Annotated in this window: 15 protein-coding genes and 1 tRNA gene; 2 read left to right on the top strand and 14 right to left on the bottom strand. The window is 55.0% G+C overall.

Going from position 1 to position 15,098, the window contains the following annotated elements; all coding sequences use genetic code 11:
- Positions 1–37 precede the first annotated feature (37 nt).
- The 5 genes from ACAF76_RS04770 to ACAF76_RS04750 all read right to left on the bottom strand — a co-directional run bounded on the left by ACAF76_RS04770 (position 38) and on the right by ACAF76_RS04750 (position 4,848).
- The gene (locus ACAF76_RS04770) at positions 38–1,126 is read right to left on the bottom strand and encodes a YheC/YheD family protein (protein ID WP_400162759.1); all 1,089 of its coding nucleotides are present in this window, start codon (positions 1,124–1,126) and stop codon (positions 38–40) included.
- 112 nt (positions 1,127–1,238) lie between these two features.
- Positions 1,239–2,432, bottom strand: coding sequence for a M20 family metallopeptidase (locus tag ACAF76_RS04765; RefSeq protein WP_400162758.1), 1,194 nt, complete (start codon positions 2,430–2,432; stop codon positions 1,239–1,241).
- A 61-nt stretch (positions 2,433–2,493) separates the two neighbouring features.
- Complete coding sequence (locus tag ACAF76_RS04760; RefSeq protein WP_400162757.1) at positions 2,494–3,498, bottom strand: histidinol phosphate phosphatase domain-containing protein; 1,005 nt, start codon at positions 3,496–3,498, stop codon at positions 2,494–2,496.
- A gap of 85 nt (positions 3,499–3,583) precedes the next feature.
- Positions 3,584–4,057, bottom strand: a complete 474-nt coding sequence (locus tag ACAF76_RS04755; RefSeq protein WP_400162756.1) for a dihydrofolate reductase — start codon at positions 4,055–4,057, stop codon at positions 3,584–3,586.
- On the bottom strand, positions 4,054–4,848 hold the full coding sequence (locus tag ACAF76_RS04750) for a thymidylate synthase (protein ID WP_400162755.1): 795 nt from the start codon (positions 4,846–4,848) through the stop codon (positions 4,054–4,056). The genes ACAF76_RS04755 and ACAF76_RS04750 overlap by 4 nt, the downstream gene beginning before the upstream one ends.
- A gap of 96 nt (positions 4,849–4,944) precedes the next feature.
- Here ACAF76_RS04750 and ACAF76_RS04745 point away from each other — a divergent pair, with 96 nt between their 5' ends.
- Positions 4,945–5,142, top strand: coding sequence for a hypothetical protein (locus ACAF76_RS04745; RefSeq protein ID WP_400162754.1), 198 nt, complete (start codon positions 4,945–4,947; stop codon positions 5,140–5,142).
- 80 nt (positions 5,143–5,222) lie between these two features.
- On the opposite strand, the gene ACAF76_RS04740 is transcribed toward ACAF76_RS04745, so the two are convergent.
- Positions 5,223–5,423 (bottom strand): cold shock domain-containing protein, encoded by a 201-nt coding sequence (locus ACAF76_RS04740; protein ID WP_400162753.1) that lies wholly within the window; start codon positions 5,421–5,423, stop codon positions 5,223–5,225.
- A gap of 134 nt (positions 5,424–5,557) precedes the next feature.
- Between ACAF76_RS04740 and ACAF76_RS04735 the strand changes: the two genes are divergently transcribed.
- Positions 5,558–6,046, top strand: coding sequence for a hypothetical protein (locus ACAF76_RS04735; protein WP_400162752.1), 489 nt, complete (start codon positions 5,558–5,560; stop codon positions 6,044–6,046).
- 52 nt (positions 6,047–6,098) lie between these two features.
- Here ACAF76_RS04735 and ACAF76_RS04730 read toward each other — a convergent pair whose 3' ends face one another.
- The 8 genes from ACAF76_RS04730 to ACAF76_RS04695 form a co-directional block, all read right to left on the bottom strand.
- Positions 6,099–8,069 carry a dynamin family protein gene (locus ACAF76_RS04730; RefSeq protein WP_400162751.1) on the bottom strand — a complete coding sequence of 657 codons (1,971 nt, stop codon included), beginning with the start codon at positions 8,067–8,069 and terminating at the stop codon, positions 6,099–6,101.
- A gap of 9 nt (positions 8,070–8,078) precedes the next feature.
- A complete protein-coding gene (locus tag ACAF76_RS04725; protein WP_400162750.1) occupies positions 8,079–9,719 on the bottom strand; it encodes a dynamin family protein in 1,641 nt (546 codons plus the stop codon).
- A 197-nt stretch (positions 9,720–9,916) separates the two neighbouring features.
- A complete protein-coding gene (locus ACAF76_RS04720) occupies positions 9,917–10,441 on the bottom strand; it encodes a type 1 glutamine amidotransferase domain-containing protein (protein WP_400162749.1) in 525 nt (174 codons plus the stop codon).
- Between the two features lie 136 nt (positions 10,442–10,577).
- Positions 10,578–10,660 (bottom strand) — tRNA-Leu (locus ACAF76_RS04715).
- A gap of 226 nt (positions 10,661–10,886) precedes the next feature.
- Positions 10,887–12,029, bottom strand: a complete 1,143-nt coding sequence (locus ACAF76_RS04710) for an endospore germination permease (protein ID WP_400162748.1) — start codon at positions 12,027–12,029, stop codon at positions 10,887–10,889.
- Positions 12,030–12,041: 12 nt separating this feature from the next.
- On the bottom strand, positions 12,042–12,266 hold the full coding sequence (locus ACAF76_RS04705) for a hypothetical protein (protein WP_400162747.1): 225 nt from the start codon (positions 12,264–12,266) through the stop codon (positions 12,042–12,044).
- Positions 12,263–13,534 carry a Ger(x)C family spore germination protein gene (locus tag ACAF76_RS04700; protein ID WP_400162746.1) on the bottom strand — a complete coding sequence of 424 codons (1,272 nt, stop codon included), beginning with the start codon at positions 13,532–13,534 and terminating at the stop codon, positions 12,263–12,265. The genes ACAF76_RS04705 and ACAF76_RS04700 overlap by 4 nt, the downstream gene beginning before the upstream one ends.
- 5 nt (positions 13,535–13,539) lie before the next feature.
- On the bottom strand, positions 13,540–15,087 hold the full coding sequence (locus ACAF76_RS04695; RefSeq protein ID WP_400162745.1) for a spore germination protein: 1,548 nt from the start codon (positions 15,085–15,087) through the stop codon (positions 13,540–13,542).
- Positions 15,088–15,098: the final 11 nt, after the last annotated feature.

The following is a 15,098-nucleotide window of genomic DNA, read 5'->3' as shown; positions in this document are numbered from 1 at the left end:
CAGGCTGCTGCTCGACCCGTGGGACTGAACCTTGCTTCTATTTCCGATCGTCTGCGTCCAGCAAATAGAGCGCGTATTCCAGCGGCCTGCGCACGGCCAGCAGATAGCGGTCCATCTGCCCGAGCTGGCGGAAAATCTCCCGTCCCGGCTTGGGATTCATCTCGATCAACCAGACGCGGCCGCTCACATCAATGCCGACATCGATGCCAAATTCGATCATCTGTCCAAAATGCTCTTCCACACGCGTCACTGCAAGCAAGGCCAATTCCTTGCACTCTTCCATGATCGCGCTGGCACGGGACTCTCCAAATACGCGCGTGAGAAACTTCCCGCAAGGCACGGCCCTGCCCCCACTGTGCAGGTTGGAAGTGGAAGATTGCAGCGAACCTATGCGCATGCCCATCCCGGTAATGCTCCACTCTCCTGTCCCGTCCTTTTGGACCAGAATCCGTGCGTCGACTGTACGCCCAGGCACCAGGGAAAGATTCAGCCCTTGCTGCAAAAAAAATTGTTCCCGGCCTCGCTTCTCCCTCGCCATCCAGCTTTCGACCAATTTGCTCAAGGCTTCGATCGTGCCCAGTTTCAGTGTGCTTTTCCGAAGCTCTTTGGTTCGTCCGTGCAGCAAAAACCCGCGATTTGCCCGTTCCATGCGCAGAATGCTGCGTCCGCCTGTGCCCGTAGTCGGCTTCAGATAGACGACGCGGTGCTTATCCAGCATGTCCGATAGCGCCTCCCGGGAATAGTCAGCCGTATGCGGCAGCCATTTGTGGATGACAGCATCCTGCTCGAGAATTTGATGGACGCGAAACTTGTTGGTAAACCGGTTGTTGGCGTACCGAAGCCATTCCTTTTTGCGAAAAGGCAGGTAATGCTTGTGTTTGGGCACCGGATAGTAACGATAGTGGTCGATGACAATGTCCGGCCAACCGTATTGTTCGCTCTTCCAACCGTTTGCACAAGGCGTGAACCCCCTGATTTTTCGTTCCGCGGGCATTACATCCTGCGGGCCAAAGAGAAACACGTGAGCTCCCATCCGTTTCCCTTCTGCAATCAGTCGGCGAAAAAAGTCGGGCTCCAAAAACCCGTACTCCCCTCGATACGTCAGGACTCCAATTCGTCTGGGCACCGTCGGCAACACCTCTCTTTGCTGCTATGGCGTTTCCTCTCCTTGTCAGTTTATGGTCGTCAGCATAAAAAAGCGCCTCCGCCGTGGTAGGCGAAAGCGCATATTGCTCATCTCAAGACTGGTGCTGCTCCAGGTAGCGAAGTGCCGTCCGACCGAGCACTTCCGAGGCGACCAGCATGGCGGACTCGTCAATGTCAAAGCGCGGATGATGATGCGGATACGTAGCGTTGTGATCCGGGTTGCCTGCACCGATGAACAGGTACGCGCCCGGCACTTTGCCCAGGTAGTAGGAAAAGTCCTCTCCGCCCATCACCGGCTTCATCGGCAGCACCCGCTCCTCGCCGAAAGCCTCCAGGGCAGCCTGGCGAGCGATCTCGCTTTCCTTATCACAGTTGATGACAGCCGGATAGCCGCGGTCGTACTCGACCTCTGCGACAGCCCCCATGAGAGCGGCGGTTCCCTTCGCTACCTCAATCAGCCGCTGCTCGGCGAGGTCGCGCGTTTCCGGCAAAAAGGTGCGTACGGTACCGCTCAGGCGGCACGAGTCGGCGATCACGTTGTTGTTGTCTCCGGCATGGAAGGTTCCCACCGTGACGACGACGTGATCCAGCGGGCTTACGTTGCGGCTGGCAATCGTTTGCAGGGAGCTGACGATTTGTGAGCCGACGACGATCGAATCCACCGTCTGTTCAGGCAGCGCTCCGTGACCGCCGCGTCCTTTGATCGTAATGACAAAGTCGTCGACGTTGGCCATGATCGGTCCTGCGCTGATATACACGTTGCCGACCGGAAACATCGACCACAGATGCACGCCGAATACCGCGTCCACGCCCTCAATGGCGCCATCCTCCACCATCTGGATGGCACCGCCCGGATTCTCCTCCTCGGCATGCTGGAACAAAAAGCGAATTTCGCCGGCGAACTGCTCGCGATGCTTGGCCAGGACGCTGGCCAGACCGAGCAACTGCGATGTGTGCGCATCGTGCCCGCAAGCATGCATCACGCCCGGCACTTTGGATTTGTACTCGACCTCTTTCTGGTCCTGGATCGGCAGCGCGTCAAAATCTGCACGCAACGCCACGACCGCTCCCGGTCTGCTGCCGCGCAGCACGCCTACGACACCGCGACCGCCCACACCTGTGCGCACTTCATCAAATGCCAGTTCGCGCAAAATGTCCGCAATCATGGCCGGGGTCTTCTCTTCCTGAAACGACAGTTCCGGATACTGGTGCAAATGCCGCCGCCAACTGACGATTTGCGGTTCCATTTGGCGCAACAGCTCTGGCAATTGATCTACAAGTTTCATCCTTACTCCTCCCACTTTTCCCACTATTGTAACGATTTGCGATGGACCGGATTGTTCTCCTTCATACGATGCGTTGACCAAGCGGGAGCGTCTGCCTCACTCTCCTGTCATACACGGCAATGCTATCAATCCCTGCCCTCTTCAGCACTTCGCTCGCCTCTTCCCAGTGCTGACCGAGCTGCTCGGGATAGCACGCCCCAGAAGCGACAGTGACCGCCACTTTGTGCTGGGCGAGAATTTCCAACAGTACATATCCGTTGCTCGGCTTGCGAAACGGGACGACTGCACCAAACGGCTGAATTTCTACAGCTACATCATGCCGCTTCAGCGCTCGAGCCAGCCGCTGGTAGTAGCGAAGAAACGAGGTCTGATCCGCCATGCCGCCGAAATAGCGAAGCCCGTCCACATCAGCCAGCAGGTCAAACAGTCCGCTTTCCACCGCCTGTTCCACCAGATCGAAGTAATCGCTGTACGAGCCGCTGCGCCCTCGCTGCGCGAATCTCTCCCGCACGTCTGGCAGATGAAGTCCCCGTCCGTCGACAAAGCGCACTTTTCCCAGACAAAAATCCCAGGGATATGCACGAATGACGCGGGACAGCTCGTCCTCGGCCCCTGCAAAGAAGTCGAGGGCAATGCCGATCTTCAGCGCGATCCCGTCTTCTGCCCAGCGCCTCTGCTCCTCCTCCATGAAGAGCACGTACGCGGACAAGGATTCGCAGCTCACCTGATCCAGCCAGCGGCGCTGCAAAAGTCCCACCCGATCGCCGCCAAGCTGCACATGTGCGGCGTACAAATCGCGAAACTCCACGAAGCGGTACAGATGCTCCACGACTCCGACCACTTGGACTCCCGACCCCTTTGCCCGATGCCGATAAAGCTCCAGCCACTCCCGGTTGTACGCGCCACCCCCGATTCGTTCCGCCAGCTTGCGGGCCAGCGCCTGCGCCCAGCCTGGACTGCCAGACGGCTGACTGGACACAAGCGGCTGCAGCGATTGCGCGGTGCGCTGCAGCCATTCCAGTGAATGTGATCCTTCTTGAAGCCGTACATGGAAGTCTACCTTCATCCCGATCCCCTCCATGGGCAACACTGCCATTTACTTTTCTTTTATGTGATCGAGACAGGCAGTATGTCTGCGGATGAGGCTTTGGTCACAACTTCCGATCGTATACGTAAAAGGTATGCGGATAGCGATTTTTTTCGTCGACGATTCCTTGCCGCTTGTCCACGAGAGTAAAGGCACTGCGGTCCCACTCCGGAAAGAAGGTGTCCCCTTCCGTCTCCAGGTCGATCTCCGTAATGTACATGCGCTCTACCTCGTCCAGAAACTGCCGGTAAATTTCCGCGCCGCCAAAAATGATGACGTCGCCCAGCGCCAGCACCTCGTCCTTGCTATGGACGACCTCTACTCCCGGCATGTGAAAGTCGCGATTGCGCGTCAGCACTACATTTCGCCGGTTAGGCAGCGGTTTGCCGATCGATTCGAGCGTTTTGCGTCCCATCACGATCGTCTTTCCCGTCGTAATTTCCTTGACGTGCTTGAGGTCTGCCGGCAGGTGCCAGGGCATGGTCCCGTCTTTGCCCATCACCTGGTTCTTCGCGTAGGCGACAAGCAGGCTGATCATACCGAGACCTCCCCTTTGATATGCGGGTGTGCCTCGTAGCCGACAATCTCGATATCGTCGTATGTGAAATCAAAAATACTGGTTACATCCGGATTCAGCCGCAGCGTAGGCAACGGCTTCGGTTCGCGCGTAAGCTGCAGCTTCACTTGCTCCAGGTGGTTCAGATACAGGTGGGCATCGCCGATCGTATGCACAAAATCGCCGGGAGCCAGTCCGGTCACATGCGCCATCATCTGGGTCAGCAGGGCGTAGCTGGCGATGTTGAAGGGAACGCCCAAAAACGTATCGGCGCTGCGCTGGTAAAGCTGACAGGAAAGCTTGCCCTCTGCCACGTAAAACTGGAACAGCAGGTGGCAGGGCGGCAGCGCCATCTTGTCCAGTTCAGCCGGATTCCAGGCGCTGACCACCAGTCGGCGGGAATTCGGATTTCGTTTTATTTCATCGATAACCCATTGGATCTGATCGACTGTTTTGCCGTCCGGTCCGGCGAAGGAGCGCCACTGTTTGCCGTACACAGGTCCCAGATCACCGTTTTCGTCGGCCCACTCGTTCCAGATTCGCACGCCGTTTTCTTGCAGGTAGCGAATGTTGGTATCGCCGGACAAAAACCAGATCAACTCATGGATAATCGACTTGGTGTGCAGCTTTTTGGTCGTCACCAGCGGAAAGCCTTCGCTCAGGTCAAAACGCATCTGATGGCCGAAAACGCTGATTGTCCCGGTGCCGGTTCTGTCTTGTTTTGTGACACCCTCATTCACAATTCGCTGGCATAAATCCAAATATTGTTTCATTCCCCTAGCACTCCTTCCATCTATGGTTTATATTAAACGAAAAAGCTGTGATTGAAAACGCAGACCTGTCTGCGTGCCGAAAGGATTGAATATTCCGTGTCCATCTTTCCTTTTATTATTGCCGTTATCGTCCTTATTTTCGTAGCACTACTTGGAACCGTTATCATCGGTTTGCGGGGTAAAGAGGAAAAGCAGCGCACCTTTACACAACGCTCGCGCAACTTGCTGGCGATCTATATAACGATCACCTTGATTCTGCTGATCGCCCTTGTGATCTATCTCTACCGCCTCTAGTACCTCTCTGCAATCTGTCGCCAAAAAACGCCACTTCTCCGATTGGAAAAGTGGCGTCTTGCTGTATGACCTCCGCCTTGCTACTCGATGCGTGAAACATTTGCCGCCTGCAGTCCGCGCTGTCCGGCAACAATCTCAAAGGTTACCAGCTCGCCTTCCTGCAAATTGCGGTAGCCGGTCCCGGTAATCGCGGAATAATGGACGAATACATCCGGCCCTCCATCCCGCTCGATAAAACCGTACCCTTTTTCCTTGCTGAACCATTTCACTTTTCCCTGCATCTTTCCTTTTCCTCCCTGTCATTTCAAACAGCAATCCGCTTACTTCAATGTATGCGGATGTCATGCAAGGGGAGATACGATATAATAAATAATGTATGTGGGATTGAAAAACAAACAAGCAGGGGGAATTCATCTTGCGCAAACTGGTTGTCGTTCTGCTCAGCCTCATGCTTACCGCCTGCGCAGAAATAAGCGAAGGCGTACAAAATGCCCAGCAAGCGATCGAGACGGGCAAGCAAGCCGTCGAAACAGGAAAACAGGCCCTGGAAGCCGGGCAGCAGCTCGTCGACGCAGGCAAACAGCTCGCCGAATCAGAATTGGCCCAGCAGTTGAAAACATATCTGCAGGAGAAGTACGATTCCTCGGAAAATCTGCGCAATGCGATGTTTAGCGGCAATGGAACACTGCTGCAGGAAGAGTTGCAAAATACGGAGCTGGCCAACTTCAGCCTGTACCGTTCGGAATTGTTCGGAGTGGAATACACAGGTCAATTGACCGCAGACGGAACCTTTCAGATCGAGAAAGTCAACCTGAACGATCCGTCGGCAGAACCTGCTGTCGTCAAGGAGTTCCGGGTCAATCTGGACACCAGCGGACAAATTCAGGTCGAAGAGCAGCAGTAGAAAAAAGGGAAGCCCGAGTCTTCATCACAGACTCCAGGCTTCCCTTTTTTGCTTACTGCTCCAGTTGGGCAGCCACACGATTGCGTTTGGCTTCCAGCTCTTGCAAGTCTACCTTCATCTCCAGCGCAGCAGTCAGTCCCGTGAAGTACGATTCGATCTGCTGCTTGGCCCGACTGCGCTCTTCTTCTGCTACACGTGCAAACAGCGAGGAGAATTGCTCGTGCAACAGCTCGCTTCCGCTCGCGATGTAGGCTTCTACCGGCTCCTGCAGGCGCTTTTCCAGCTCGTCGCGCATTTTCGCCCGGCCGTCCTGCTCGAAGAAATCCTTCGTGCTCTTGAACAGCGACAGGACCGGCTGCAAGGCGGCTGCTGACACCGGCAGCTCCTCGCCAAAGGAGAGCGTCTCTACCTTGTGCGGCTGGTACGGTGCAAGCGAAAGTCCCGTGGCATGTGCCTGTACGTCCTGCTGCAAGTGCTGTACCAGGGCCACACCCTGCCGGTTCACAAATTTCTCCAGCCGCAATGTGGTAGCGCGCAGCTCCTGAGCCAGATCGTAGCTGATCGAGCGCAATAGATCGGTCAGACAGCCTTGCAGGGCTTGCTTCATGTTGCGTCCGTCCTCTTTGAGTACCGCAGGGTTGAAGGCGAAGCCAAACAGCTCGTTAAAGCGGAAGAACAGGCGCTGTTTGACGTAGTACAGCAACTCCTCCCGCTCCTTGGCCAAATCCCGCTCCATCGCCGCCACCGAGAGTGCGTCCACAGCGGCCAGTGCAGCCGTACGCGCTTCGAGTGCGGCTTGCTTGCGCTCCACGCGCTCGCTTTCGCCAGCCTGCGCCATGCGCATAAACTCCTCCAGCGTATCGTACGCGCGGCGGATTTCTCCGACTGCGGCATTGACGGCGATCTGCGTCAGCTCCTCGATCGTAAAGCGCAGGAAATCCTGCTCAAAATGAGCCATACCGGACAAGGCGAAGCCCTCGTCAGCCGGCATCAGCTCTTCCCCTTCCGCCCGGTTCGTCCGTTGGCGGTACACCTTTTCCGAAGAGCCGGACAGCTTTCCTGCCTCGTGCATGCGGGCCAGCAAAGCGGTCTGGCTGGAGACGGGATAGATGCGCGGCAGACGGATTCCGCAGGTGAGCAGGTTCTTTTCCACGTGTGTGATGACGTCTTGCAGCTCATCAGGAGAAGCAGCGAGGTCAGCCGCATTGACGATAAAAAACATTTTGTCCATCTCGAAGGTGTCTTTTACCCGCCCCATTTGCAGCAAAAACTCGCGGTCCGCCTGGGAAAAAGCGTGATTGTAGTAGGTGACGAACAGGACTGCGTCCGCATTTTTCATGTATTCAAAGGCAACGCCGGTGTGACGGGCGTTGATCGAATCCGCTCCGGGCGTATCGACAAGCACGATCCCCTGGTCTGTCAGCGGACAAGCGTAAAACAGCTCGATGTACTCCGCAAAGCAGGCTTTTTCTTCCTTGGCGACAAACCCCTTGAACGCTTTCATGTCTACCAGCAGCTCGCCGCCGAGATGTTCGCCCATCTCGCCGAGCCCTTTGGTGACTGCTTTTAAAAACGTGTAGTGCGGCTTTGCCGTCGGCGGGATTTGCGAAACGTCGATCTTGTTCAGCTCATCGAGTGCGCCTTCCAGATCGCGAGCGCTCAGCCCGAATACGGCCAGCGAGCGCAGGACATCCTGTTCTACGGCTTCCCTGCTTTTCAGCACGACGCGGACGGTGCCGTGCGGCTGTTCGTCGGTCGGCGGCATGATCTTGTTAATCGCAGCAGTAGTCGGATTGGGCGATACCGGCAGCACCAGATCGCCCATCAAGGCGTTGGCAAACGACGATTTCCCCGCGCTGAACGCTCCGAACAACGCTACGGTAAAACGGTTGGCATCCAGACGGCCCGCCCGCTCCAGCATGGCTTGCGCCTGTCCCTGCATCCCGGGTACTGCTTCAATCTCCCTGCTGGCCAGCCGCAAACGCTCGGCTGCCGCAGACAGTTTTTCTCTCAACTGGTTCATGGTTGTCTGTTACGCTCCTTCTTGCAGGATCGCCTGCAGCTCTTCTCTGGCTTTTTCTTCGCTTCTGGACAAGGCTGCGAGCTTTTCGTGCAGCGCTGCCAGGCTGCGCAGGGCGGCAAGTCTCTCCTCAAGCTGTTTGCCCTGTTCGCTGGCTTGCTGTTCCAATTGCGCGACAATCTTTCCGATAAAGGAAAGCCCGGCCCGTCTGTACTCGAGCTTGATCGCATTGGATACATCCGTGCAGTAATTCATCACGTACTCGCGGGATTGCGCCCCTTCCTTGATATGTGCAGCCAAAAACGAGCCTGTCAGCTCGATTTGGGTAGCGTGCACCGCTTCGTTGTAAGCGTCGTCGCGAATTCCGTACTCTTGCGGCAGCTTGCCCATCAACTGCTTGAAGTGGAAATCGAGGTTTCCTGCCACTTTTTCGCGCAGGTCAGCGAGCAGCGCTTCTTCGCGTCGCGCCTTTTCCTCTTCCGTCTTTTTGCCCGCAAACAACAGTCCCATTTTGAAGCCGGGCTTGCGGCTCTCCAGGTAGGATTGTGCGGCTTCGTTCGTGCTGTAGTAGGTCAGCCGGGCATTGTCCAGCAGTGCGCCCAGTTCCTTTTCCATCTGCTTGCGCGCCTCGGCTGCACGGCTGTGCAGCGATTCGGCCTCGGCTTGCGCCTGTTGCAGCGCTGCCGCTACCATTTCGCCATCCGTGCTGTCGACGCCGTCTGCCTGGATCGCTGCAAGCTCGCTTTCCCATTGCAGACGATTGGCTTCACTGCCTGCTTTCAGTGCCTGAACGTGCTCCTCAACCAGGTGATGTGCTGCGCCGCGGACGCTTTCCGCCACCAGGCTCTCCCTGTCGGCAATGAGCTGCTGCAGCTTGGCGCGAAACTCCTCGTACTGGTTCTCCGGATGATCCGGTTCTGCCAGGGAGGTGTAAAAGATTCCGTCCGGCTTGATATTCCACGTATCAAAGGCTTCGTCTACGCTCTCCTTGTAGCTGTCGAAGTCGAGCTCGAAGTCGATGTGCTTGTCGATCATGTTGACGACCAGATAGACCGGCTTGCCGCGATCCTTGAGTGTCTTGGTAAAATTGAAGTTTTCCTCGGCCTGCACGTGGTTGTAGTCCATCATGTAGATAACCACATCTGCCAGGTGCAAAGCTGACTCCGTGGCAATCTTGTGGGCCGCGTCCGTCGAATCGATCCCCGGCGTATCCAGCAGGCTGGAATGATCGTCGAGAAACGTACCGGGATACTGGACTTCTACCCATTCTACAGTGTCTCCGTCCACAGCGAACTGCTTCAGCCGCTCCATCTCGGTGTCCGGGTCAAAGGTGACGACTCCGCCTTCCCTGGTGTAGACCCGGGCCGCTTTCTCCCCGCCGCGAATCTTGACCACATTGGCGCTCGTGGGGATCGGGTTGGAAGGAAGCAGCTTTACTCCCAAAAGTGTATTGATCATCGTCGACTTGCCTGCCGAAAAATGGCCGCAAAACGCGATGTTCAACTCCATCCGTTTCGTCTTGTCCGCCAGTTGCAGCATCTTGCCTGGCGTGCGTTCATCCCCGTTTGCCTTCATGTAGGCTGCAGCCTGTTCCCATGCCTGTGCCATTTTGACAAAAGCCGTCTGCGGCTCCAGCACTTGCGTCTCGGGCATCTCTACCATCCTCTCCCATGTTCCCTCTCTCTTCTCTTTCCTCGCGAATTCTACCAAGCCGAATGTATCATACCTGCCGGGGTAGTTCAATTCCCAGAATCGCGTTTGTCAGTGGAACTTTCCTCCGTATGCAGCGAAAAAAAAGAAGGATGTCCGGCAAGCCTTCTGTCCCCTCGCCGAACACCCTTCTCCTCAATTCAGCTTTCTGCCAACAGGTCAGCAAATGCCTTTGCATAGGCAGGCAGGTCTGGCGGACGGCGCGACCCGACGATGTGACCGTCGACTACGACCTCCTGATCTACCCAGATTGCTCCTGCATGCTCCATATCATCCTTGATTCCCGGTGTCGAAGTTGTGGTCACGCCTTGCAAGATTTTCGCCGATGCCAGTACCCAGCCAGCGTGGCAGATGTGACCGATCGGTTTTTTGGCCTCATGCATCGCCCGAACAAAGGAAAGCACTTGCGGATAGCGGCGCAGCTTGTCAGGGGCCCAGCCGCCAGGTATCAGCACGCCATCGTACGAGTCGGGCTGGACCTGATCGAGATCCTTGTCCGTCTCGCAGGGCACGCCGTACTTGCCGATGTAGGCCGTGTTTGCTTTCGGGCCGACGAGGTGGACCACTGCCCCCTCCTCGCGCAGCCGCAGGACCGGATACCACAACTCCAGGTCCTCGAATTCGGACTCGACGAAGCATACTACTTGCTTTCCACTCAGTCTCATGCAACACCCTCCCTTTTCTTCTATTGTACCAGTTGCCTGTGAGAAAGGCATGCTCTGGGCACCCAGGCAAAATAAAAAAGTGAGAAACAGGTATTCTTGCGCTGTTCCCCACCTTATAGCGATAGTGATGAAAATATGGTGCCGGTAGAGGGACTTGAACCCCCACGGTTTCCCTCACGATTTTGAGTCGCGCGCGTCTGCCAATTCCGCCATACCGGCATGTCGACAATTGTCGCATAGCAGCGATTTCACTTCAATACTATACAGGCAAATCGTTCGACGCGCAATACCGGATTTTTTTACCAGTTGGAGCGCTTTCCCAAATGAAGAGAAACCTTTTCTTTGCTCGTTTTTCAGCGTTGTTCTACCGGTGCATTGCACAGAAATGATTCCTTGGGCTGCAAATCATACCTTTCATCTCGCTGGCAAGTATTTTCGGCTCCTCTCAATCCTGTTGCCCCGCATCGCTGCTTGCTTCCATGTCGTGCCCCTCGCTGGATGCGTTCTCCCGGATTTTCCCGCGAATCCACGCCACGAGGAACAGGACAAGGCCAAGGGCGATGAAAAAGCCATCGAATATGATGTGGCTCGTCGACAAATAATGGTCAAAATCCACATCGCTGGCAGGGCCCCAGACATCAATGACCAGTATGAGAAAACCAATCGGAAAGGCCAAAACCCGATAATCTTCGAGTCCGAGCCATTGTGCGGCTCCCAACACAGCGCCGTATTGATAGGTCGCCAGTTGAAGAAACGTGCCGGGAAGCCATACTGCCAGCAGCAAGGCATCAATATGCTGGAAAAATTCCCCGACCCCGATATAACGAACGACTTCGATAAATGGATAATTCAGCGTCCTCGCATGATCCCCGAAGAGAAGAACGGAGACGAGACCGGACACGACAAGCGTCGCCATGAGCAAAAACCAGGTCAACAGCGTGTATACCTTTGCCGCCTGCTGATTCGACAGAAGCGGGTAGTACAACCCGACCATGATGTATCCTGCGAACCAGGAAAACGGGACAACAGCTCCAAGGATAGAAGGAGTCGCCCCTTTCCCCATGATTGGAAAAATATTCGTAGTATCCCACTCCGGAATCGACAGCACAACAAGCAACATAAAAATGAAAATCGTGACTGGCAGGAAAAGCTGCGCCAACCGCCCCAGCACCTCCGCCCCTCCCCTGACCGCATAAGACACCAGAAACATCATACCGCCTGTGGAGACTAGGTAGGGCGTCCTTTCCAAAAATACGGCGGAGATGAAATCTCCATAGATTCGCAAAATCGTGGAGGTCAGATAAACACCGTAAAACACGACTAGAAAGCCAGCCGCTTTGCCCAGAAACCTCCCCAACACCCGCTGGCTGTATTGAATGATCGTTTCCCTCGGATACATGCGTCCGAGGCGCAGCATCGCCAGCACAAAGAACAAACCGGCGAGATGGGCCCAGATGGGGGAGATCCATAAATCGCGACCTGCTTCCTTCCCGGTTATTTTGGGAATGAAGAGCAATCCGTCGTACGCGAGCAAAGAATACAAAAGAAACCCGAATTGCGCTGCGGAAATCTTCCCTTTCTCGATCATTGGAATGCCCCCTTATTTCAGCATGCTTGTCAGCGGCTTGCACAACCAATCAACCAATTCGATGGGCCCGGGCATTTTCGGAAAAAAAAGAAGCAACACAGCCGGGAGCCAACCGAGGACAGCTACAGCGATCAATGCCGTCCGCTCCTTTTTTCTCTCGCTGCTCAAGTGACGCCATTCATTTCCAACCATCAACGCAACGAATAGCGATACCCCTGCCACACTCAACCAAGTCATTTTCCTTCCTCCTCTTGCGGCAAACCGACTGGGACGATATTCATGCCGATGCGACGGATGTTTGCATCAATGAAAACCTTGACTTCCATCGCAGCAAACTCCTCTTTCCAGTGATCTTGCAACTTGTTCCATGCCTCGGGGCTATGACGGTTGATCGCTTCACCGAAACCGAAAACGTCGGTGCCCATACGCTGCACGTGCCTGATGGTGCGTTCAACCTTCTGCCGGATATGGTTTTCCACAGCTTTCTCCATTTCTTTGACGTTTTTCGGATTGGATGTTTTGAAGCGGGTCGTATTTTGGATAACGCCCAAATCTGTTTTTATGCGAACGTCCATATGCCATTTGCCTCCCTCCAAACGGGGAAGCAAACGGGTCTGTGCAGATATGACTGCAAGCGATACATGGGGAGGAGTCGTGCCCTTCAGCTTCACAGTCTCGATATCTCTGTTGATTTGATTTATCATCCATTTCAGTCCCGAGAACATATCCCCGGTCAACACCCCTGTCATCCGATCGCTGGAAAAAGCGGCGTACCCCTGAATATACGGGTTGCTTTCCTTTTCTTTGGAAGGGACATTCACATAGGGAACTTTCACCGTTTCCGTTACGTTGCCAAGGTTTTGTATAACTGCGTTTAAAGTCAATGGCTTGTGGAAGACGCGAACTGCTTCCCCTTGCAGAAAGTCCGCCTTGGACTGTTCCAGCGAAAAGGGGGAAGCGAAAAAGTCGCGGACTTTGCCCTTGCAAATGAAAGGCAAAATCCGCAAGCGCACTTCATTGTCACGTACCACATAATCCAGTTGTTCGCGGAACCCGTGGCGCGACAACCTCTCTCCTACAACCAGCACTTTCAATTGCCCCCAATAAATCGTGCGGGGCAGCATCAGTTGCAGTTTTGTCACTGCATCCCCCATCGTTTCCCCTGTCGCGAACCGTACTATAGTCGAACTCGAACCCCCTTGTTGCAAGTTTGCGCTCGTTTGGTTACCACGTTTCTCCTGTTCCGACGCGATAATTTCTACGGCCAGTTCGATGTCTCCGTTCTCCGTCCGGTCGAGACCGGCACTCGTAACGATGGCCAAGTCATTCACTTCCTTGCGATCCCAGCAGCCGGTTACAGACATACACGCCAATACCGCCACAAACAAGAGGAGCAGTCTGTGCGAACGCTTCCATAGGACTCTCCCCTCAGATGAAACCCAGTCATGATTGCCAGAACCCGTTCTTTTCTCCCCAGATATGACCGGAACTGTGCGTTTCACCATATCCTTTACTGTTCTCCTCCTTTTCCCGGCTCCGGCCGTTGATAGCGAGCAAGACGTTTACGGTTCCGACTGCTCGAAAAGCTCGGACGCATGATCATTTTCCACCATGGAACCCGGATTGCCGTATCCTTTATGTCGCTTGCCACAAACGGCGCAAAGGGCGACAAATAAGGAACGCCGAACGAGCGCAACGTGCACAGATGGATGGCGATGCCGATAATCCCGAACATGACGCCGAGAATCCCAAGTGTCCCTCCCATCACAATTAACAAAAGCCGCAGGAGGCGAATCGAGAATTCGACCGAATAATGCGGGGTCGTAAATCCGGCAATGCCGGTAAAGGCAATAATGATAACGATCGGTGCCGATACGAGTCCCGCAGAAACGGCTGCCTCTCCCACGACGAGCGCGCCGACGATGGTGATCGCCGAACCGATTTGCCGGGGAAGGCGAAGTCCCGCTTCACGGAGTACCTCGAACGTCAATTGCATCATCAAGACTTCCACAATCGTCGGAAAAGGGATGGCCTCTCTCGAGGACACGATGCTCAGCAACAGTTTCCCTGGCACCATTTCCTGATGAAACGTCAACAATGCCACGTATACGCCCGGCAGAGTCAGCGAAATAAACAAGGTGCAATACCGTAAAAAACGAAGGGTACTGGAATAAAAGGCGCGGTTGTAATAATCGTCAGCCGCTTGCAGCAGTGTCACCAGCGTCGTCGGGACAATCAGCACGTTCGGCGTGCCGTCGACCAGAATGACGATACGGCCTTCCAGCAAGCTGGCAGCGGCAATATCGACACGCTCCGTAAATTGTTGCTGCGGAAACGGCGAATACGGACTGTCTTCCGTAAGCTCCTCTATATAGCCCGTTTCCAACACGCTGTCCAACTCGATACGTCCAATCCGGGTGCACACCTCATTGATCATGGCCGGTTCAGCCAGACCTTCCATATACGCGATATAGGTCTCGGTTTGTGTATGGCGCCCGAGACGCATCGACTTCAGCTTTAAATCGACAGTCTGGATTCTTCGGCGCAAAAGCGACAGATTTGTCTCGATGGATTCCGTAAATCCTTCGCGTGGTCCTCGTAGCGCGGCCTCGGTCTTCGGTTCTTCCACCGGACGTTTATCCCATTTGGCGATTTTGAGCAGCAAGGCCCTGTCACATTCGTCAATCAACAGCAACGGAAATCCTCTGATCACCTGCTTGGCGGATTCTTCAATCGTGTCGACTTCCTCGACCGCCACGATGGACAAGACCTTGTTTTTTATTGACTGCATATCTCTTACGTCCACATCGCCGGATCGCATCAACGGATTCAGGACACTATCGTCGATCTCCCGCCTGTCTGACATGCCAGGTATGTAGACAAGCTCCGCCTTGACCTCCCCTCCTACCAAGAACGACCGGAACTGGACATCATCGGATGCGTCAAAGATTTGTCTGAAAACCTCTACGTTGCGATCCAGCGCTGATGAAAGAAGGGTGGGAGCCCCCGGCGAAGGTTCGCTGGAATCCTGAATCTGGTTTGAAAACCATTTTTGCATAGCGGCTCTCC

It is taken from the genome of Brevibacillus sp. TJ4, assembly GCF_044627595.2.
Lineage (GTDB): Bacteria > Bacillota > Bacilli > Brevibacillales > Brevibacillaceae > Brevibacillus.
Note: the sequence above shows the minus strand (reverse complement) of the source record. Positions and strands in the feature narration are given on the sequence as shown.